The following is a 19,191-nucleotide window of genomic DNA, read 5'->3' as shown; positions in this document are numbered from 1 at the left end:
GGCACCGGCAGGCTGCAGGAGATTGCTGCCGGAATGGCGAACTTGTTAGATTTACAAATCTCGATTAATTTCAAAAATCGGGACGGAATCTTTTCCAGTTATTCGTGACTTGTCGAAGAAGCATCTGACAGATAAGCCGCAGCAGCATGTATAAGTCATTGAGGTTAAAGCTCAGATAAATAGGGTGGGCTGGGTCATTGGCCCTTTCATTTCAAGACTTTGGCCCCAATGCGTCACTCGTTTGTTCGCGATGTGCGGTGGATAAGCAAAGGAATTGCTAAATGCTCCCTTTGAGTGCGGCCTACGCTATTCAACCCGATCAAATTTTGCTCGATGCGCCCATCGGCATCGCGGTTTTTGACTTCGACGGCCGATTCGAAGTTGTTAATCCTAGTTATTGCGCGATTTACGGCTACTCTGAAGAAGAGTTGCTTGGGAATTACGTCACGATGATTTTTCCTGCTGAGCAACAACAAAGGGTTTTGAGCCTGCATCAGAAGTTTTTAACAGAAGGTGGTGTCTTGGGTGGGGAGTGGCAAGTCGTTCGCAAGGATGGCGCCATTCGGCAGGTATTGACGAATTCCGCGTGTGTGGTGGGGCGTGACGGTAAGAAGCGTCGTTTGGTCTATGTCACCGACATTACTGAACGGAAGGCGGCTGAAGATGCGCTCATGCAGCAAAAAGAAATCTATCGAGCGGTGGCCGATAACGGCCATGCCCTGATCTGGATGGCCGGCGTGGACAAGGCGTGTTTCTATTTCAACCAGCCATGGCTGACCTTTACCGGTCGAACCGAGGCCCAGGAAGTTGGGAATGGCTGGACCGAGGGCGTACACCCCGACGATTTTCAAGCCTGTTTAGATACGTATGTGGCGGCGTTTGAGCGGCGTGAAGCCTTCACCATGGAGTATCGCCTGCGGCGCCATGATGGTGCCTATCGCTGGATCATTGATGAAGGCAAGCCGCGTTACGACAGCAGCGGTGTATTTGTCGGTTATGTCGGCCATTGCCTTGATATTCACGAGCGCAAAGAGGCTGAGGAGAAAATACGCCGGGAGCGCCGGCAGCTTTACGCCATCCTCGAAGAACTCCCGGTCTTTGTCTATTTGCAGGCATCAGACTATTCCGTGCGCTTCGCCAATCGATACTTTCGCGAGCGCTTTGGTCACCCGAATGGCGAGTTTTGCTACCAATTGATGTGGCAGCGCGACAGGCCTTGCGAAAACTGCCCGACCTTTAAGGTTTTCAAAACTCAAAAGCCAGAACACTGGGAAGCGAAGAATCACCGCGACGGCCGAGTTTATCAAGTCTACGACTATCCATTCATTGACGAAGATGGCGAGAACTTGGTTCTGGAACTGGGCATCGACGTGACCGAACGCAAACATGCGGATGAAGTCATCAACCATTTGGCCCATCACGACCCACTCACGCAACTACCGAATCGACGGCTTTTCAATGACCGTTTGACGCAGGCCATTGCGGCCAGCCACCGCAGTCATCATTACGGTGCATTGATGTTTCTTGATTTGGATAATCTGAAACAGTTGAATGATTCCGATGGTCATGAAGTCGGGGATTTATTACTGATTGAGGTTGCGACCCGGATCAAGAACTGCGTCCGCGCGGTGGACACGGTGGCGCGGTTTGGTGGGGATGAATTTGCGGTATTGATCAATGAACTTGTCACCGACAAGGCTGAATCGACCGTGCAAGCCAGAAATGTGGCGGAAAAAATCCGCCTTGCCGTGGCGGAGCCTTATTACTTAAAGGTCCAACACAATGGCGAGGCGGCCACGACCGTCAGCCATTGGTGTACGGTCAGCATTGGCATCGCGATGTTTGTCAGTAATGAAGCTCGCCCGGACGACATCATTAATTCCGCCGATATCGCCATGTATAAGGCGAAGAAGGCTGGAAGAAACAATATCCAAATCTACGAGCCTAGCGAACCGCTTTGAATACCATTCTGAGTCTTGCCTGTCAGCGCGCGGCGCTGAAGTTCACCGGCGCAGTGGCTTGTTGAGTTACTTCGAAGAATGCTTGTTCGCAAACCGGTGGTGGTGGCTGACACTTCTCACACCCCGCCGCTGAAATTCTTGTTGGCCTTTGGCCCCCGGGGCTTGCTTTGCTTCACCCCGGGGTGCTGCCGACCTTGCTTGCTGCTGGGGCCAGAGCTAACTGCTGATCGCATCGTCATGAAACTCTTTGACGACGAACTTCACGACGAGCAATAGGCGGTTCACATGTCTGAGCTGTCGCAGGCGGCCTTGCTGGTCTTCTGGGCCGTGTTGCAGCAGTCCATCGCGCTCTTGGCGCTGGCTTTGGCATCGCTCGCCTTGTTGTGGTCGTGGCTCTCGGCTGCTTTGATGTGGTGCTTGGCGGCGGCTGCATGATCGCTGGCTGCCTTTTTGTGCAGTGCGCTGGCGTCGTTGGGATGTTGCATGGTGTGCCTTCCAAAGTTGAAGAGGTGGACGTGCTAATGGACAAGGTGCACTGACTCGGCTCTCGCCTGATCAAGGTGCCACATCACCTTAGGCTGAGCCATGAGGCCAGACCGTGCGATGGCCCACATAGGCCGCAGCGCATGTGGGCGATTCAAGAAGGCGGCGCCTGTGCCTGCCCCGTTATGACTCAGGCTTGAAGGCCAGCAAGATGCAAGTGCTCAAGCCTTCGGCCCAAGTGGCATAGCCTTCCGAACTGGGATGAATACCGTCGGCGGCCATGCCGACCTGGGTCGTCGTAGCGGGATGCCATTGCAGGGTCCGCCCAGCTTGATCAGCCAAGCGCTCGGCCAGACGTTGGTTCATCTGCTTCGCCCAGAGGCCCATGAAGCAACGCAGCGGTTGCGGCAGCGCCTGGCAGGCGTGCATGGGTGGCACGGCGCTGTGGACCAGCAGTGCCGGCGCGAAGCGCTGGTCGATGAGATCAGCCAGCCGGGTTTGCCAACGCGCCCACTGCAGCGGCGCACATAGGCCCGTGGCGTCGTTGGCGCCCATCGACAGCACCACCACATCGAACTGCGCGCGAGGGGCTTGGTGCAGGAGTTGCAGCAGGCCCGGTGAATCCAGCCCCTTGGCTGCCAACACCCGCCATTCCACCCGGTGGTGGCGGCTCAGGCACCGCACCAGATGGCCGCAAAGTGCCAGGTCTTGCGTGGGCGCACCCACGCCTGCCGCGCCCGAGTCACCCGCCACCAGCAAGCGCACCAGCGAGCCGCTGCCAGCGACACCCGCGCGTTGCCCCGGCGGCTCCGGCATGCGCAGGGTCACGCGCCGCACATGGCGTGCCTGTAGCCAAAACAGCGGCCAGAGCAGCCAGAGCAAGAGCAAACGTTGCCAAGTAGCCGCCATCAAGAGGCAGTGCTGATGGTTAGCTTGTGAGCAGCGAAGAGTTCGGTCATGGCGCCTCGTGATTGGAAGACTTGCCCATTGGGTGGGGCGCAGCCTGAGTGCAGGGCTTGTGGCGCCCTGTCGTTCTGCCGTCCTGACGCCGTGCACGAACCTTAGGGCGAGGCCGCGCGCTGGTCGGTGCGTTCTCGAACAGAGAGCAGTCGCGCTTGTGTTCGCTGCCGCACAGACGGCGCGCCTGCGGATTTGTAGATTGAACTAGAGGCGGTGCGCGGCGTTTGTGCCCGGCATGCAGGTCGGGGCCTCACGCCATCGCTGCGCCCGCCGTTCACTCAGTCAGTCACACCATCAAGAAGGAAGTCGCAATGACTCTTTGCCCCATCGCCATCGCCGTGACTTGCCGCCGATGTCCCATCGTGTCCGTCTGCCCGGTCAAGACCGTGATTGGTGACTATGTGGCGCCCAAGCCCAGCAAGCCCGCCGCCGCGAAGCCCAAGCACAAGTAGCGGCCAGGCTTGTGTGATCGGCTAGATGGGGCGACGCCTTGTTTGATCGGCGCGCCGGCACCAAGCCCCGCAGTTGGCGCCGGCGGCTTGCCAGCCGGCATCGAGAACTTAGCGCCGCTGCCGGACTCGGCTTGGCTTAGTGACCCGCCGCTGCCGCTTTCGCTTTGCCTTCAGTGGCCGGAGCCGCTTCGGCCGCGTTCGGCTCCACCGGGCTGACCAAGCTGCCTGCGGCTGCGCCACCGAGTGCACCGGCCACTGCACCCAGCGTGCCACCGACCACCACGCCCACGGGCCCGGCCACCACCACGCCAATGGCGGCCCCGGTGGCCGCGCCGACGATGACGCCGCCGCCGGTCAGCACGGACTTGCCTTCACGTTCGGCCTCCTCCGCGTTCAAAGGCGCTTGCGCAGCGGGGTTGGGGTCTTGCGAGGGAATGCCATGGCCCGGAAGGGCTTGTTGGGCCATGTCTTCATCGACAGCGGCGCCATCCGGAAGCGGCTTGCTCGAAGCATCGGTGGACGGGTTCATAGGGTCTCCTCAATAGGTGGATGAGGGCGTGAGCCCACGGCCCAGCCCAGCATTGCTTGTACGGCTGCGCGAGTGCTGGAGCCGCCATCTTTGAGGCCGACTGTTTGTAGGACGTAATCCTGAAGTCAAACGGCGCAGCGCAGGCCTGGCACCAGTGCAACTCAGACCTGAATCGGATAGCCATTTGGTTCAGACCTCGGCAGATGGGCAAGCCCGCACCGCAGTGAGCTAACTTGAGGCTTCAACGCCACCGAAATCCTGAAGCAAGAGGCGCTACCTCTGGCTGCGCTTGTCGCCTTCTTCAATCGCTGCCAGCAGAACAGCCAATGCCTGGCGAGCACAGCCGCTGGCCTGTTGCGGCCACTGAGGTCGATTGACGCGGCACTTCCCGCGTAGGATGGCAGAGCCAACTGGGAGATCCGGATGAAGATGAAAATCGCCGCCGCGACAGTTCTGACGTCTTTGCTGTGGACGGCTTGCAGCATGGCCAAACCCGTGGCCCCGCTGCGGGTCGAGCTTGGCAGCGCCTTCAAGCTGCCGGTTGGCGGGTCGGCCCAGATCGGGGATGGCATATTGCGGGTCGGCGTCGACGCCGTCCTCAATGATTCCCGCTGCCCCAAAGGCGAACAATGCGTCTGGGCCGGCGACGCCACGGTGCGTGTGTGGCTGCAGCAAGCCTCCGGCCCCCGCCAGGCCCTGGACCTGCGCCTGATGGCGAACACCGGGCCCACGCCTCAGGCCCTGGGCTACCAGATTCGTCTCTTGCGTTTGGAGCCCGAGGCCGTCAGTGGCAAAGCCATCGCCCCGGGCGACTATTTGGCGACGCTGGAGCTGAAGAGTGCTGAGGCCGAGGGGCGAAACGTACCAAACGTCGCGCCTGACCGATAGCCTTCAGCGGTGCCAGCAATCGGGCGATGAGGTAATCGGGATATCCCGTGCTGGTTTGCCCTTCCCGTGGATCGGGGGGCCAAAGTTGGGGCCTGAAATGCAGAATCGGCGCACAAAACCTGCCAAGGTTTGTCATCCTCAACCGCTCAGACAAGGTCCTGTATGCACGCCATTCGACACTTGGTGCCCGCTATCGCGTTGGTCGCGATGGCCGCTTCGTCCTTCGCTTCGCCCACGGTTTTCACCTCGCAGGCCGACTTCCTCGCGCATGTGCAGCCGGGGAGCTACACCGAGAACTTCGACGGCTTGGGCAACGGCCCGGCGGGCGCGCAGTCCTTTGGTACAGGCCCCTTTGCCTTCTCGGCATTCGCGTCCCAAGATCTCTACCTGGCCGGCGGCTTTCTCGGCGCAAGCCAGATCAATGACGCGCTGACGGTGAACTTCGGTGCCGGGGTCAACGCCTTCGGTGCCAATTTCTTCGCCACGGACATTAATGATGATTTTCAGTCTGTGCTGCTCACCCTGACTCTCGGCGATGGCAGCACCTTCAGCTTCACGCCGGCTTCGCTGGCCGATGGCTACCGCGGCTTTACTTCGGACGTGGACATCACGTCTTTCACCATCAGCGGCCCGGGCAACTCGCTCTACGCCTCGCTGGACAACCTGACCGTTGGTAACGGCGTGCCCGAGCCAGCCAGCTTGGCGCTGGTGGGCCTGGCCGGCGCCGCCTTGTTTGCGACGCGCCGCCGCGCACGTTGATCGAACTGCCGGGCTGATGAGCCCGGCCTTTTTTTCCCAAGACTGCAACAGCGGCGCTTGCGCGCCCCGATGGGAGTTTTCATGGTTCACACGCATTTGAAGTTGTCTGCCCTGGCGCTGGCCATGGGCATGGCTATGGCAGCGCAAGCTGGCACGGGCGTTGCCCTGGCCGGCCAAAGCGATGCCATCACGCGACTGAGCACCAACACCGGGCGAGCGCCGCAGGTGAGCTTCCACAGCGCGACCGGCGCTGCGCGCTTTGTTCGCATTGATCACGGCAGCAATGCGCTGAGCATGGCGCGTTCCGCGCGCCCCGTCAGCGACGAGGACAAGCACCGTGGCGCCGCGCAGTTCTTGAACGACTACGGCAGCATGTTCGGCATCAGGAACGCCTCGGGCGAACTCAGCCCCGGCCTGATGGCCAAAGACAAGCATGGTGGCACGCACATCACGCACAAGCAGGTCTACCAGGGCGTGCCGGTGTTTGGTGCCGAACTGAAGTCGCACTTCGACGCGGCTGGCAACCTGACCGTGGTCAACGGCACTTTCGTGCCCGGCATTGAGCTTGAGGCCCAACCCACTCGCAGCGCTGCGGATGCTGCAGCCGCAGCGAAGAAAATGGTCACGGCTCAGCTGAGCCGTGGCGCTGCCGCCAAAGTGCGCACCGCCGCGCCAACGCTGCTGGTCTATCGCGAAGGCCTGGCCAAGGGTGTCGAGGGCGTCAACCGTCTGGTGTGGCAGGTTGAAGTCGGCAATGGTGTCGATGTGCGCGAGTTCGTTTTCATTGATGCGCACTCGGGCAAGTTGGTCGACCGCATTGCCGGGATTCACGACAGCAAGAACCGCCGCGCCTATGACGCTGGTAATGCCACCCAGCCTGGCCCGAACTATCCGGCCTCGCCGTTCTGGGTCGAGGGCCAAGGCTTCCCCACAGGCCTGACGGAAGCCGACAATATGATCTCCGCCTCCGGCGAGATCTACGACCTGTTCAAGAACGCCTTCGGCCGTGACTCCTTCGATGGCAAGGGTGCGACGATGGACTCCATCTTCAACCGCGGCAACGGTTGCCCGAATGCCTCTTGGAACGGCACCTACATCTCCTTCTGCCCGGGCACGACAACCGACGACGTCACCGCCCACGAATGGGGCCACGCCTACACCCAGTACACCCACGGCCTGATCTACGCCTGGCAACCGGGCGCGTTGAACGAAGCCTATTCCGATATCTGGGGCGAGACGGTTGACCGCCTCAATGGCCGCGGCACCGACACGCCGGACGCATCACGCACGGCCGGCTCCTGCACCGCCTATACCAACGCCACCCAGGTCGGCATCTCGGCCCCGGCCGCAGTGGCCGGCATCAAGAGTGCTGGCACGGCCGCATTCGGCCCGCAAGCCTTTACGCTCAGCAATACGAATGTGGTCGTGGTGAACGACGGCTCGACAGCCGGGGCTGGTGGCACTTTGACCGATGGCTGCACCACGCCGTTCGCCAACGCAGCCGATGTTGCCGGCAAGATCGCTCTGGTGGATCGTGGCGTCTGCGGCTTCGCCGTGAAGGTCAAGAACGCCCAGCTCAATGGCGCGATTGGTGTCATCGTCGGCAATAACGCGGCCGGCCTGATCAATATGGGTGGTGCTGACGCCACCATCACCATCCCCTCCTTGTCGATCTCGCAGGCTGACGCTACGGCCCTCAAGGCACAGACCGGCGTGGTGGCCTCGCTGCAGCGCGGCCCGGGCAGCGATAACTCGGTCCGCTGGCTGGTGGGTGAAGACTCCAGCGCCTTTGGCGGTGCCATCCGCGATATGTACAACCCGACCTGCTACGGCAATCCGGGCAAGGTGTCGGATGCGCAGTACTCCTGCGGCCCGAATACCTCGGCCGGCGACAACGGCGGCGTGCACACCAACTCCGGCGTGGCCAACCACGCCTATGCCCTGCTGGTGGATGGCGGCAACTACAACGGCCAGTCCATCACTGCTATCGGCCTGACCAAGGCAGCGCACATCTACTACCGTGCGCAGACGGTCTACCAAGGCCCCGCCAGCGGCTACCCTGAGCATGCTGACGCAATCGAGCAGTCCTGCGCTGACCTGACGGGCATCAACCTGGCGCATCTGAAGACGGGCCAGCCCTCGGGCGAGGCCATCACCGCCTTTGACTGCCAGCAAGTTGTGAGTGCTGCCAAGGCGGTTGAGTTGCGCACGCCCCCGAGCCAGTGCGGCTTCCAGACGCTGCTCAAGCAGTCGCCGCCGTCGCTGTGCCCGGCCGGCAACCCAGCTGTGATTGCCGCCGACAACTTTGACGGTGGCAAGCGTGGTGGCCTCAAGTGGGTGCTGAGCAATGCCGGCATCGCCGGCGGCTCCTTCACCCCGCGCAACTTCGGTGTGGTGAGTGGCATGCCCGGCCGTACTGGCTACGGTATCTACGGCGCCGACATCAATCCTGGCGTCTGCGGTGCCACCGCGGCCGGCAGCGAGGCGGGTGTGCAGCGATTGGATAGCCCGGAGATCACCATTCCCGCCAATGCCAGCTCGCTGCGCATGAGCTTTGACCACTGGGTCTCGACCGAAGCCGGCTGGGACGGCGGCAACGTCAAGATCAGCGTCAACGGCGGCGCCTGGACCTTGGTGAACGCGGGTGACTTCATCTACAACCCCTACAACACGACCTTGAACACGGCAGGCCAAGGCAGCGACAACCCGATGGCCGGCCAGCCCGCGTTCTCCGGCGGTGATGGTGGCAAGGTGGGGGGTTCCTGGGGTCGTTCGATCATCAACCTGGCTCCGTACGCGGCGCCTGGTTCCAAGGTGAAGATCCGCTTCGAGCTGGGCAATGACTGCGCTGGCGGTGCCCTGGGCTGGTATCTGGACGACGTCTCGGTCTACAGCTGCGCTGTGCCACCGACCTGAGTACCCGCCGGCTTGATTCGGCCATGATGGAAAGGGCGCCCACGGGGCGCCCTTTTTTTGCTTCAGGCTGTGCAAGCGGCCATTGCCGCTGCGGCAGCTGAGACCGGCGTGCCGACGCTCAGCGAACCAGCGCGTCAGGCCTGGGCGGAATCCAGCCCATTCAGGCGCGGCAAAAGCCAGTCGCGCAAGGCGCGTGCGGCAGGCGTCAGCTGGCGGCGGCCGGGCACCACCAGGTAGAGCGGCGAGGGCTCACCCAGCCAGTCGGAGTGCAGATGCACCAGCTGGCCGCTGCGCAGCTCGGCGCTGACGTCGAGCTTGGATTTGTAGGCAATGCCGATGCCGGCCAAGGCCCAGCGTTTGACCATCTCGCCATCATTGGCCGAATGGCGGCCCGTCACGGGCAGGTCTTGCCATTCGCCGCCGATCTGCAAGCGCCAAGTCTTGGGTAGCTCATCGCCCAGCATGAAGCGCAGTGCCTCGTGCTGGTTCAGCTCCGCGGGCGAGGCCGGGATGCCATGGCGCGCGATATAGGCCGGCGAGGCCACCAGCAGGCGCCGGTTGTCGGGCACCAGCGGCAGCGCCACCTGGGCCGAGTCGCTGGGGGCGCCGTAGCGCAGGGCGATGTCCACCGGCGCGCGCATCAGATCGGTGTTGCGGTCCGACAGCAGCAAGCGCAAGGCGAGCTTGGGGTGGCGCTGCTGAAACGCTTCCAGATGCGGCTGCAGCAAATTGCGCCCCAGGTCCGAGGGCAGGGCCAGCTGCAACTCGCCTTGCAAGACGGTGCTGCGCCGCGAGCCCGTGGCCACCGCCCTGGCCTGCGCCAAGGCTTCCAGGGCCTGGCGCAGATGCGGCATCAAGCGCTCGCCCTCGGCCGAGAGGCGCAGGCTGCGGGTGCTGCGCACAAACAAGGCCACGCCCCATTGCGCTTCCAGCCGCTTGATGGCGGCGCTGGCCCCGGCCGGCGACATGTCCAGGGCCTTTGCCGCAGCCGTGAGGCTGCCCAAATCGGCGGTGCGCGCCAGCAATTCCAGATCAGCAATTCGGCTCATCGTTCGATTTTCATTGAAAGTGAATCCGCCCGGGCCGCCTGGGTCTTGGCGGGCTGATTGCGCACACTGGCGGCATGCCTTCGCGCACTCAAAGAAAGGATGACCCTCATGAAAGCCATTGCCTACCAACAAGCCCTGCCCATCAACGATCCGCTCGCATTGCAAGATGTGACCCTGCCCGCGCCTGAGCCCGGCCCGCGTGATCTGCTGGTGGAGGTGAAAGCGATTGCCGTGAATCCGGTGGACACCAAGGTGCGCGCCGGCGTCAGCCCCGAGCCAGGCCAGTGGAAGGTCTTGGGCTGGGACGCGGTGGGCATCGTGCGCAGCGTGGGCGCGCAGGTCAGTTTGTTCAAGCCGGGTGATCGGGTTTGGTATGCGGGCGCCATTCACCGCGCCGGCGCCAATGCCGAGCTGCATGTGGTGGATGAGCGCATCGCGGCCTTGGCGCCGCAGTCCCTGCCGGACGCGCAGGCCGCTGCCCTACCCCTGACCGCCATCACCGCCTGGGAGCTGCTGTTCCAGCGTCTGGGCGTGCCGCAAGCCGAGACGGCCGCGCGGGGTCAGAGCTTGCTCATCATCGGCGCGGCCGGCGGCGTGGGTTCCATCATGACCCAGCTGGCGCGTCAGCTGACGGGTCTGCAAGTCATCGCCACTGCCTCGCGGCCCGAGACGGCGCAGTGGGTGCGCGATCTGGGCGCCCACCATGTGCTGGACCACAGCAAGCCGCTGGCGCAGGAGCTGCAGAACGCCGGCCTGCCAGCGCCGCACTATGTCGTCAGCCTGACGCAGACCGGCCAGCATTTCGACCAAATCGCCGAGCTGATTGCCCCGCAAGGCCGCTTCGGCCTGATCGATGACCCAGCACCTGGCAGTGTCGATATCAGCAAGCTCAAGCGCAAAAGCGTTTCTCTGCACTGGGAGCTGATGTTCACCCGCTCGCTGTTCGACACCCCCGATCAAATCGAACAGCATCGCCTGCTGACTGAGGTGGCGCGCCTGGTTGACGCCGGCCAGTTGCGCAGCACCCAGGGCGAGCATTTCGGCCGCATCAATGCCGCCAATCTGCGCCGCGCACACGCCTTGCTGGAAAGCGGCAAGGCCCGCGGCAAGATTGTGCTGGAAGGCTTTTAAACGCTGGCCGCGCCCGGCACCTGTTGCCCTGCCGGCAGGGCCAGGCTGCCCACCCAGCCCGGTGGCAGGTGCAGGGCCTGGCAGTGACAGGCAGCTAACCATGGGGGCTGGGCCATCTCGGCCTGCCATTCGCTCAAGGCTTGGCCGTGGAATTTGAGCCGGGCTTCGTGCGCCGCCCAGGCAGCAGGGAATTCTTGGGCTTGCAGGACAGCCGCCACTTGCGGCCCGAGATAGTCTTGCGCCACGGCCTGCCAGTCGGGCGGCGTTTCATCGCGCACGACGTCCAGGCCCACCGGCCCTAGCAGATTTACCGCCGCCAGCGAAAGCCCGGCTTCGTGGCTGAAGGACAGGCCGATGGATGGGCTGATGCCAGGGCCTTCAAGGCGCGGCGTCTGGCCTGGCGCTGCGTTCAGCGTGATGCCCTCGGCCGGTAGTCTCAAGCGCGCCGCCAAGGCCGCGCGCAGCGCCGTGCGGAGCTGGGCTCTTGCCTGCGGGCGTGGCAGCGCTGCATCCAAACGCAGGGCCAACACAAAGACGCTGGCACAAGGGTCCACCGCCTCGGTGGGCCAGAACAAGACCGGCATCAGCGCGGAGGTGTTCATCGGCCAGACCTCAGGCCCGTTGCGGCCCGGCTGGGCAGCCGCACCAGGCCGAGCCGGCCGGAATGCTCTCGCCCTTCATCACCAGGGTCATGGGGCCGAGCTGTGCGTCGTCGCCCACGCTGGCGCCGTAGAGCACCGTGCTGCGCGGGCCAATATTGACGCGCTCGCCGATGTGCACATGGTCAATCTTCATCACCCGGTCCTCAAACAAATGGGTTTGCGGGCAAGTCAGGGCATTGAGTTCGCTGTGGGCGCCGATGTGCACGCAGTCGAACTCGGTGATGTCGGTGGTGTCGAGGTAAACGCCGCGCCCGATCTTGGCGCCCAGCAGGCGCAAGGCGGTGGGCAGCCAGGGCGTGCCGCGCAAAAAACGCATGAAGTTGGGCACGGCAATGCCCTCGTAGAGATTGGTGGCGGCCTCGGAGATCCACACAAACGGCGTCCACATCGGCATCGCGCGCGGCCGGTAGCGCCCCAGCAGCAGCCACTTGAACAGGGCCACAAACAGGAAGCAGCCCAGGCCGAACATCAGACCGGCCTGCGCCAACTCCCAGGCCACCAGGGCCCAGCGGCCCTCGCTGGCATCGGGCATCACGTCCAGCACGATGGTGTAACCGGTGGCGATGACGATGGCGTGCGGCGCCACGATGCGGAAGGTTTCGATCAGCCCGCGACCCAGGCGGCGCAGCGGCGAGGGCCGGAAGGTCAGCGCCTCGGGGTAGCAGCCCTGCACCGTCTCACGCGCCGGCAAATTGATGGGCGGGGTGCCCAGCCAGGTATCGCCACTGCGCATCAGTGCGCCGTCTGGCGCGCGAGAGAGCACGCCGATCAACACGTTCTCGGGGATGGTGGTGCCGTCGGGCACATAAGCGCCATTGCCCACAAAGCTGCGGCGCGAGACCACGGTGGGCTGCACGCTCATCCAGCCGCCGTCAATTTCTTCATCACCCAGCAGCACCGCGTCGGCGATGAAGGTTTCATCGCCCAGGGTCAGCATGTCCGGCACCACGCCCAGGGCGGTGGAGATCTCGGCGTCGCGCCCCACTTTGGCGCCCAGCAGGCGGTACCACCAGGGCGCGAACACGGTGGCGTAAACGCCGTGCAGGCTGTGCAGGCTAGATTCCTGAATCTGATTGACCAGCCATTTGCCGCAATACACCCAGCTGTGCACCGGCCAGCTGCCTGCCCGCATCTTTGGCAACACGCCCCATCGAATCGCAGCCGATAGCAGCGCCGTGAACAGAATCAGCACAGCGCTGGCCGGCAGCGCGAGGATGAAGTAACGCAGCACTTGCAGCCACAGCACGTCGCCCTGCAGCCAGCTCATCGAGGGCAGCTCATCCAGGCTGTCGATCAGCATGAAGGTGGGGAACACCGGCAGGAAGAACAGCGTGGCAATCAGCAGCGCACCGCCGAGGAAGAACAGCGCCTCCGCCGCGCGCCGCAGCCCGCTCACCGCCGGGCGCGGGCGCAGGCGGGTCGGTTCGAAGGCACCCACATCGCGTGCCGGTGAGCCGCCCCAGATACGCTGCGCCGGCACCCGGCCGCCATCGGCCAGGGCGGACTGGCCTTGCAGATGCGCCCAAGTCTCCAGCCCGGTATTGCCTTCCAGCACCGAGTAAGAGCCCACATAGGCATTGGCGGCGATATCGATGCGGCCCAGCAGCAGCTCGCCATGCAGCACGCGCGCGTTTTCCAGGTTCACCGCATTGCCGATGCTGGCGCCGTCGCCCACGCTCAGCAGTTCCGGCGCCCGCAGGGTGATGGAGCCGATCATCACGTCTTTGCCGATGTGCGCGCCCAGCAGGCGCAGCCAGCCCACGTAAAGCGATGAGCCGCCGAGGAAGTACACCGGCGCGTTCTCCAGCAGCCGGTCGGCCAGCCACCAGCGGAAATAGGTCAGGCCCCACAGCGGGTAGCGGCCGGGCTTGAGCCGCCCGGCAATCAGCCATTTGCCGGCCAGCGCCACCGCGAACTCCATCACCGTGGCCGCCAGGAATACCGCCACCGACATCAGCACGGCCGTGAGCACCGAATCGTTCGGGTCGCCGGTGAAGAAGTGAAATGTGAAAAACGGCGCCAGCCAGCTGGCCATGCGCAGGGCCACCAGCGGCGGCACCGCCAGGGCTTGCGCCGCGCCGCAACGCCAGCGCCGCCAGGCGGCGGGCGGCTGCCAGCTCGGCGCGGCAGCGGGGCCGGAAGTGCTGGGCTCGCTCATCGCTTCCAGCACTGCGGCGATGGCGCCAAGGCGGCGGTTTTGGTAGATGTCGCGCACGGTCAGGCCGGCGAAGCGCGGTGTGGCGCGCAAGGCCGAAGCCAGGCGCGCCGCCAGCAGCGAGTGCCCGCCCAGATCGCTGAAGAAATCGGCTTCGCGCCGCAGCGCCTGGCCGGGGAAGAGTCGGCGCAAGACTTCGAACAGCGCGGCCTCCGCCGCGTTCGCGGGTGTGTCCGAGCCGGCGCTGTCACTCTCAGGCGCTAGCGCGGCCAAAGGCCTGGCCTTGAGCGTGTTGCGATCAATCTTGCCCGAGGTCAGCCGTGGCATCGCGGTCAGCCATTCGTAACGGCTGGGCACCATATAGGGCGGCAGGGTCTGGCCCAGGGCCTGGCGCAAGGTGGCGGCGGCCGGCGGCGTGGCCGTGTCCGCCACCAGATAGGCCACCAGATGTTCTAACGCTTCATCTCGGCGCAGCAGCACCGCCACGGTGCCGACGCCGGCTTGCTGCGCCAGCACGGCTTCAATCTCGCCCAGCTCCACGCGGAAGCCGCGGATCTTCACCTGATCGTCCACGCGGCCCAGGCAATGCACTTGGCCTTGGGCATCAATGCGGGCCAGATCACCCGTGCGGTAGAGGCGCGTGTCTTGCTGATCGGCACCGGCCCAGGGGTTGGCGAGGAACTTCTCGGCCGTCAGCTCTGGGCGGCCTAAATAGCCCGCCGCCACGCCGGGCCCGCTGATGCACAGCTCGCCGGTTTCGCCTTGCGGCTGCAGGCGCAGGCCGTTTTCCACATCCGCTGCGATCACCATCAATTGGTAGTTAGGCAGCGGCTGGCCGATGGTGACGGGCGCGCCCGCCTGCAGCTCGGCCAAGCTGGCGGAGACCGTGGCCTCGGTGGGCCCGTAGGTGTTGAAGACCTGGCGGCCCGGCTTGGCCCAGCGCGCCACCAGCGCCTCCGGGCACATCTCACCGCCCAGATTGATCAGGCGCAGGCCCGGCACATCTTGGCTGAACAAGGCCAATAAGGTGGGCACCGCGTGCAGCACGCTCACGCCCTGATCGATCAGCGCCTGCGGCAAGGCATCCGGGTCGGCGGCGATTTCGCGCGGTGCCAGCCACAGCGTGGCGCCGACCAGATAGCTGATCCAGATCTCTTCGAAAGACATATCGAAGGCGACCGAGAAGCCCTGGTACACCGTGTCGCTGGCGCGCACGCCCAGCACCGCGTTCTCGCTGCGCAGGAAGTGGCAGATGCTGGCCTGCGTGATCGCAATGCCCTTGGGCTTGCCGGTGGAGCCCGAGGTGTAGATCACATACGCCGTGTGCTCAGGCAAAGCGCCCTCGCGGCGGCGCAGCGCGGGCTCAAAGGGCAGCAGCAAGTCTTCCGCGCACCAAACGGGCAGGCCGGGGGCCGCTTTGTGCTCAGAATCGCGTTCGGCCCATTCCGCGCAAGTCAGCAGGCCCACGGCCTGGGCATCAGCTAGGCAGACCGCCACCCGCTCGGCCGGTGTTTCCGCATCACTGGGCAGCCAGGCCGCGCCGGTCTTGGCAATGGCCAGCTGCATCACCAGCAGCTCAATCCCTCGCGGCATCCACAGGCCGACGATCTGGCCCGGGCGCACGCCGGCTTCGATCAAGCGCGAGGCCGCGCGATTGGCCGCCGCATCCAACTCGCCGTAGCTGAGCTGACGCTCGCCCTGGCGCAGCGCGATTTGCTCGGGCAACTGCCGGGCCGTGGCCTCAAACAGATCAGCGAGCACCTCGGTGCGGAGTAAATCGGGGCGGGCTGGGCCGCGAAGAATCGGCAGCTCGGAAGTCAACAAAGCAGTCAAGAGAAGCGGGCTCGGGCGGCAGCGCCTTGGGGCGCAGAAATCGGAACACAAGGCACGGCGCTCAGCGCCCATCGAGCCTGTGGCGGCCGGGCATTGGCAAGCGTGCAGGCCGCTATCGTAGAGCCTGGTAGGCCTGCGGCCGAATTTGACGTGATTCGCCGTTGGCCGCAGGCGGCTCTGCCCACCGGCCGGCCCCTCACGACTGGCCCCTACCGCCCCCTAATTCGAGTGGTGACTTTCAACAGAAACCCGGAGGTCTTGGGCCCGAAATTGTTGCTACAGTCCGCGCAGAAAAAATTGGCACGAGACGGCTTCTCCTTGCTTTAGTGCTTGATTCGCAGGCCAAGGCGGGGTTCCAAGCGCGCGCAATGCGCGACTCAAGCAAGCACTCTGTCCAAAGAACTTTCAGGGAACTCATATGTTGCATTGGCTGAACGGGCGCCGCTGGGCGTCGCTCGCGCTTGTTCTTTCTTTGGCCGCCTGCGGCGGTGGTGGCGGTGGCGCGGCAAATCCAAATGTCACCCCGCTTGATGCGCCGGTTGCGCGCATCAACGCGTCAGGCGTCAATGCCGACAGCGATGGTTCGATGCGCGGTGCGGTCAATAGCCAGGTGACCTTGGATGCGTCCACCAGCACGGCATCTTCAAGTGTCCAGAGCTTTAGCTGGGTGCTCAACCAAGTGCCCAGCGGTAGCAAGGCCACCCTGAACAGCAGCAGCGCGAAGATGGCCATGTTCACGCCCGATGTGGCGGGCAAGTACCAGGTGACGCTGACGGTCACCAGCGCCGGCGGGCTGAGCGTCAACAAGGCGGTGGATCTGGTGATCACCGAAGCGCCGCCAGTGGCGAATATTGTGATCTCGGCGGTCTACACCGGGTCCACGACGCCCGCGCAAATCGCCCCCATCGATGCCACGCTGGGCAGCGTTTTCACCCTGGACAGCTCCCAAGTCAAGGCCAGCGATGGCAGCGCCGTGACAAGCGTCTGGTCCATTGAGCAGCAGCCGGCGGGCAGCTTGGCCAAGGTGCAGGCCAGTGGCGCGCAGTTCCAGTTCACGCCCGACTTGATGGGCCAGTACATCTTGCGTGCGCGTGTTCGGGGTGCAACCGGCAATGCTTTTGACGCCCTGTACACCTTGCGGGTGATCTACGCACCGCCCGCCACATCGACCATGATCGTGGCGCCTAACTTCAGCGCCGTTGCTGTGGAGCAAGCGGCGATCGACACGACCTTGGGTACCAATTTTGTCCTCGACACGGCGTCTTTGCGTGCCAGCGACGGTGGCGCTGTTCGCACCACCTGGAGCGTGCTGAAGCATCCAGACGGCAGCGCGGCCACTTTGACTGGCACGGAGCCGCGCGTTCAGTTCAGGCCCGACCAACTGGGCGTGTACAAGCTGCTGGCGCATGTGGAAGACCAGCGCGGTGCATATTCCGATTCTGTGGTGCCCATCAATGTGCGCTACTCCCCGCCCGCCACCGCCAATATTTTGGTCAACAGCAGTTTCACCGGCAGCACCATCACCCAAGCGCCGGTCAGCGCCTCGCTGGGTTCGGTGTTCACGCTGGATACCTCAACGGTGCGCGTCAGCGATGGCACCCCCGTCACCACGGCGTGGCAGATTCTGGAGCAGCCCAGCGGCAGCCGTGCGCAACTCAGCGGCGCAGGTGCGCGCTATCAAATCACGCCGGACGTGCTCGGCAGCTATCGGCTCAAAGTTCGTGTGCAAGACGTCCGTGGGGGCTGGGGCGAGTCCATCTACACCTTGAATGTCTTGAATCGCCCTCCCGAGGCCAATGCCAGCGTCAATACCGCGCCGCTGGCGGCAATCTCTTACGGCAGCGCCAGGGTTCAAAGCGGTGCCTCGATGACCTTGCGCGGCGGGGCAAGTTTTGATGCCGACGGCGACAGCTTGAGCTATAGCTGGGCGCTCACCAATGCCCCCGCCAGCAGCACGGCCAGACTGAGCGCAAATTCGGCGGTCGACACCGCCATCACCTTCGATGTCGATGGCGACTACACCATCGCGCTGCGTGTGACCGATCCTCAAGGCGCTTACTCGGACCGCCAAGTCACGATCAAGGTTGGCGACGCGCCACCGGTGATCGTGTATGACCACAATAGCTGGACCACCCTTCTGGGCAGCGTCGCAACGGCCAATGCTGGCTTCAGCTACAGCCCGCAAAACAAGGCCCTGACCTACCTCTGGACCTTGGACTCAATCCCGGCCGGCTCAAGCGCCACCATTCCCAACGCCAGCGCGGCTCAACTCTCGTTCACGCCTGATCAGCCCGGCAATTACATGGCTTCGGTGGTGGTCAGCGATGGCGTCTTGCGCAGCACGGCCAGCGTCAATCTGCGTGTGCTCGCGACTGCGGCCAACACCACCGAGCTGGGCTTCAAGCCGGTGAAGGTGCGCTACAGCAAGGGCTTGGATCAGCTGGTGACGATCAGCGCTGCGCCCAATGTGCTGACTTTCGTCAATCCGTTTACCGGCCTGATTCGCTCGGCCCCGCTGCTGGCAGCGCCCACGAATTTGAGCCTCAGCCCGGATGGCAAGCTAGCCCTGGTGCTTTACGGGACGGTGGTGGACTTGTTTGATGTTGCCAGCGGCAATCGCATTCGCTCGACCAATATCCTCAGCATCCGCAGCGAGGCGCTGCTGCTGAACTCGGGCGAAGCCTTGGTGTTTGGCGGCGACCAATGGAGCGGCACACCGGGCTTGATCAACGCCCGCACCGGCGCGATTGTGCCCTTCTCGGTGAGCTACGCTGCCGGTACGTTCTGGGGCCAGCAGCAATACGGCCTGTTCGCCGATAAGCTCAACAAAGCGTTCACCGTTTCGTCAGGTCTCTCGCCGTCCAAGATCACCTATCTCAAGTTGGACCCGGCCAATGCGTCCACGGTATTGGGATCAGGCGACTGGCCTTATCACGGTGATTACTATGCCTACGCCCCGATTGGGCTGAACGCGAGCCAGACCCTGGTGTTCGATAGCAGCGGCGTGGTCGCGAGAACCTCAGATCTGCGATTTGCTGGCCGTATCGATCTGGGCGGCACACTGCTCAGTGTTTCGGCCTCGAGCGATGACACCGAACTGCTGGCCATGAAGGGACCTGGCTGGCAATGGGGGAGCAGCATTTTGTCCAGCGACTACGCGCTGGTGGATCCCGCCTTGCTGCTTGTCCGAAGCACCTTGAACTTGCCGCTCATCAACGGCCAACAAGCGTATGGCTTGGCGCTGTTCCACAGCACGGCCGATCGCCATGTGGGCGTCGTTCAGACTGGCGGGAACGATCTGGATGCAGCGGGCAAGCGTTTCTGGGTGTTCACCCGATAAGGCTGATCAAGCGCTGGCGGCCGTGGGGCAAGGCGTGGCACGCAGTGAGTGCCGCCGCCTTGCCCGCTGCTGT

General features: G+C 63.9%; 13 protein-coding genes. 7 read left to right on the top strand and 6 right to left on the bottom strand.

What is annotated here, in order from left to right; all coding sequences use genetic code 11:
• The first annotated feature begins 290 nt into the window (after window positions 1-290).
• Window positions 291-1,961: a sensor domain-containing diguanylate cyclase gene (locus tag AT984_RS18255; protein ID WP_197418165.1), complete on the top strand. Its 1,671-nt coding sequence runs from the start codon at window positions 291-293 to the stop codon at window positions 1,959-1,961.
• Between the two features lie 281 nt (window positions 1,962-2,242).
• On the opposite strand, the gene AT984_RS18245 is transcribed toward AT984_RS18255, so the two are convergent.
• Window positions 2,243-2,446, bottom strand: coding sequence for a hypothetical protein (locus AT984_RS18245; RefSeq protein WP_058721317.1), 204 nt, complete (start codon window positions 2,444-2,446; stop codon window positions 2,243-2,245).
• 181 nt (window positions 2,447-2,627) lie between these two features.
• Window positions 2,628-3,353 carry an SGNH/GDSL hydrolase family protein gene (locus AT984_RS18240; RefSeq protein WP_082680161.1) on the bottom strand — a complete coding sequence of 242 codons (726 nt, stop codon included), beginning with the start codon at window positions 3,351-3,353 and terminating at the stop codon, window positions 2,628-2,630.
• 362 nt (window positions 3,354-3,715) lie between these two features.
• Here AT984_RS18240 and AT984_RS23300 point away from each other — a divergent pair, with 362 nt between their 5' ends.
• Entirely contained in the window at window positions 3,716-3,856 is a 141-nt protein-coding gene (locus AT984_RS23300; protein ID WP_197418164.1) for a hypothetical protein, read from the top strand.
• A gap of 136 nt (window positions 3,857-3,992) precedes the next feature.
• On the opposite strand, the gene AT984_RS18235 is transcribed toward AT984_RS23300, so the two are convergent.
• Complete coding sequence (locus AT984_RS18235) at window positions 3,993-4,385, bottom strand: hypothetical protein (protein WP_058721315.1); 393 nt, start codon at window positions 4,383-4,385, stop codon at window positions 3,993-3,995.
• A 423-nt stretch (window positions 4,386-4,808) separates the two neighbouring features.
• Between AT984_RS18235 and AT984_RS18225 the strand changes: the two genes are divergently transcribed.
• From AT984_RS18225 to AT984_RS18215, 3 genes are all read left to right on the top strand, one after another.
• Entirely contained in the window at window positions 4,809-5,273 is a 465-nt protein-coding gene (locus tag AT984_RS18225; protein ID WP_156422104.1) for a hypothetical protein, read from the top strand.
• A gap of 162 nt (window positions 5,274-5,435) precedes the next feature.
• Complete coding sequence (locus AT984_RS18220; protein ID WP_082680160.1) at window positions 5,436-6,032, top strand: PEP-CTERM sorting domain-containing protein; 597 nt, start codon at window positions 5,436-5,438, stop codon at window positions 6,030-6,032.
• 81 nt (window positions 6,033-6,113) lie between these two features.
• Window positions 6,114-8,948, top strand: coding sequence for a M4 family metallopeptidase (locus AT984_RS18215; protein WP_197418163.1), 2,835 nt, complete (start codon window positions 6,114-6,116; stop codon window positions 8,946-8,948).
• Window positions 8,949-9,082: 134 nt separating this feature from the next.
• Here the strand turns inward: AT984_RS18215 and AT984_RS18210 are convergent, their stop codons facing one another.
• Complete coding sequence (locus AT984_RS18210) at window positions 9,083-9,997, bottom strand: LysR family transcriptional regulator (protein ID WP_058721310.1); 915 nt, start codon at window positions 9,995-9,997, stop codon at window positions 9,083-9,085.
• A 108-nt stretch (window positions 9,998-10,105) separates the two neighbouring features.
• Between AT984_RS18210 and AT984_RS18205 the strand changes: the two genes are divergently transcribed.
• Window positions 10,106-11,128 carry a zinc-binding alcohol dehydrogenase family protein gene (locus tag AT984_RS18205; RefSeq protein WP_058721309.1) on the top strand — a complete coding sequence of 341 codons (1,023 nt, stop codon included), beginning with the start codon at window positions 10,106-10,108 and terminating at the stop codon, window positions 11,126-11,128.
• Here the strand turns inward: AT984_RS18205 and AT984_RS18200 are convergent.
• On the bottom strand, window positions 11,125-11,730 hold the full coding sequence (locus AT984_RS18200) for a hypothetical protein (RefSeq protein ID WP_058721308.1): 606 nt from the start codon (window positions 11,728-11,730) through the stop codon (window positions 11,125-11,127). The two genes, AT984_RS18205 and AT984_RS18200, sit on opposite strands and share 4 nt — an antisense overlap.
• A 10-nt stretch (window positions 11,731-11,740) precedes the next feature.
• Window positions 11,741-15,778, bottom strand: coding sequence for a Pls/PosA family non-ribosomal peptide synthetase (locus AT984_RS18195; protein WP_058721307.1), 4,038 nt, complete (start codon window positions 15,776-15,778; stop codon window positions 11,741-11,743).
• A 418-nt stretch (window positions 15,779-16,196) separates the two neighbouring features.
• On the opposite strand from AT984_RS18195, the gene AT984_RS18190 reads away from it, so the two are divergent.
• Window positions 16,197-19,118, top strand: coding sequence for a PKD domain-containing protein (locus AT984_RS18190; protein WP_058721306.1), 2,922 nt, complete (start codon window positions 16,197-16,199; stop codon window positions 19,116-19,118).
• Window positions 19,119-19,191: the final 73 nt, after the last annotated feature.

This window comes from Paucibacter sp. KCTC 42545, assembly GCF_001477625.1.
GTDB lineage: Bacteria > Pseudomonadota > Gammaproteobacteria > Burkholderiales > Burkholderiaceae_C > Paucibacter_A.
The sequence above is the reverse complement of the archived record's forward strand: the minus strand, read 5'-3'. Positions and strand labels throughout refer to the sequence as shown.

What these genes read in the sequence shown, in the direction of transcription:
- AT984_RS18245 (WP_058721317.1), bottom strand. Translation starts at nt 2,446, where the DNA reads ATGCAACATCCCAACGACGCCAGCGCACTGCACAAAAAGGCAGCCAGC.
- AT984_RS18240 (WP_082680161.1), bottom strand. Translation starts at nt 3,353, where the DNA reads ATGGCGGCTACTTGGCAACGTTTGCTCTTGCTCTGGCTGCTCTGGCCG.
- AT984_RS23300 (WP_197418164.1), top strand. Translation starts at nt 3,716, where the DNA reads ATGACTCTTTGCCCCATCGCCATCGCCGTGACTTGCCGCCGATGTCCC.
- AT984_RS18235 (WP_058721315.1), bottom strand. Translation starts at nt 4,385, where the DNA reads ATGAACCCGTCCACCGATGCTTCGAGCAAGCCGCTTCCGGATGGCGCC.
- AT984_RS18225 (WP_156422104.1), top strand. Translation starts at nt 4,809, where the DNA reads ATGAAGATGAAAATCGCCGCCGCGACAGTTCTGACGTCTTTGCTGTGG.
- AT984_RS18220 (WP_082680160.1), top strand. Translation starts at nt 5,436, where the DNA reads ATGCACGCCATTCGACACTTGGTGCCCGCTATCGCGTTGGTCGCGATG.
- AT984_RS18215 (WP_197418163.1), top strand. Translation starts at nt 6,114, where the DNA reads ATGGTTCACACGCATTTGAAGTTGTCTGCCCTGGCGCTGGCCATGGGC.
- AT984_RS18210 (WP_058721310.1), bottom strand. Translation starts at nt 9,997, where the DNA reads ATGAGCCGAATTGCTGATCTGGAATTGCTGGCGCGCACCGCCGATTTG.
- AT984_RS18205 (WP_058721309.1), top strand. Translation starts at nt 10,106, where the DNA reads ATGAAAGCCATTGCCTACCAACAAGCCCTGCCCATCAACGATCCGCTC.
- AT984_RS18200 (WP_058721308.1), bottom strand. Translation starts at nt 11,730, where the DNA reads ATGAACACCTCCGCGCTGATGCCGGTCTTGTTCTGGCCCACCGAGGCG.
- AT984_RS18190 (WP_058721306.1), top strand. Translation starts at nt 16,197, where the DNA reads ATGTTGCATTGGCTGAACGGGCGCCGCTGGGCGTCGCTCGCGCTTGTT.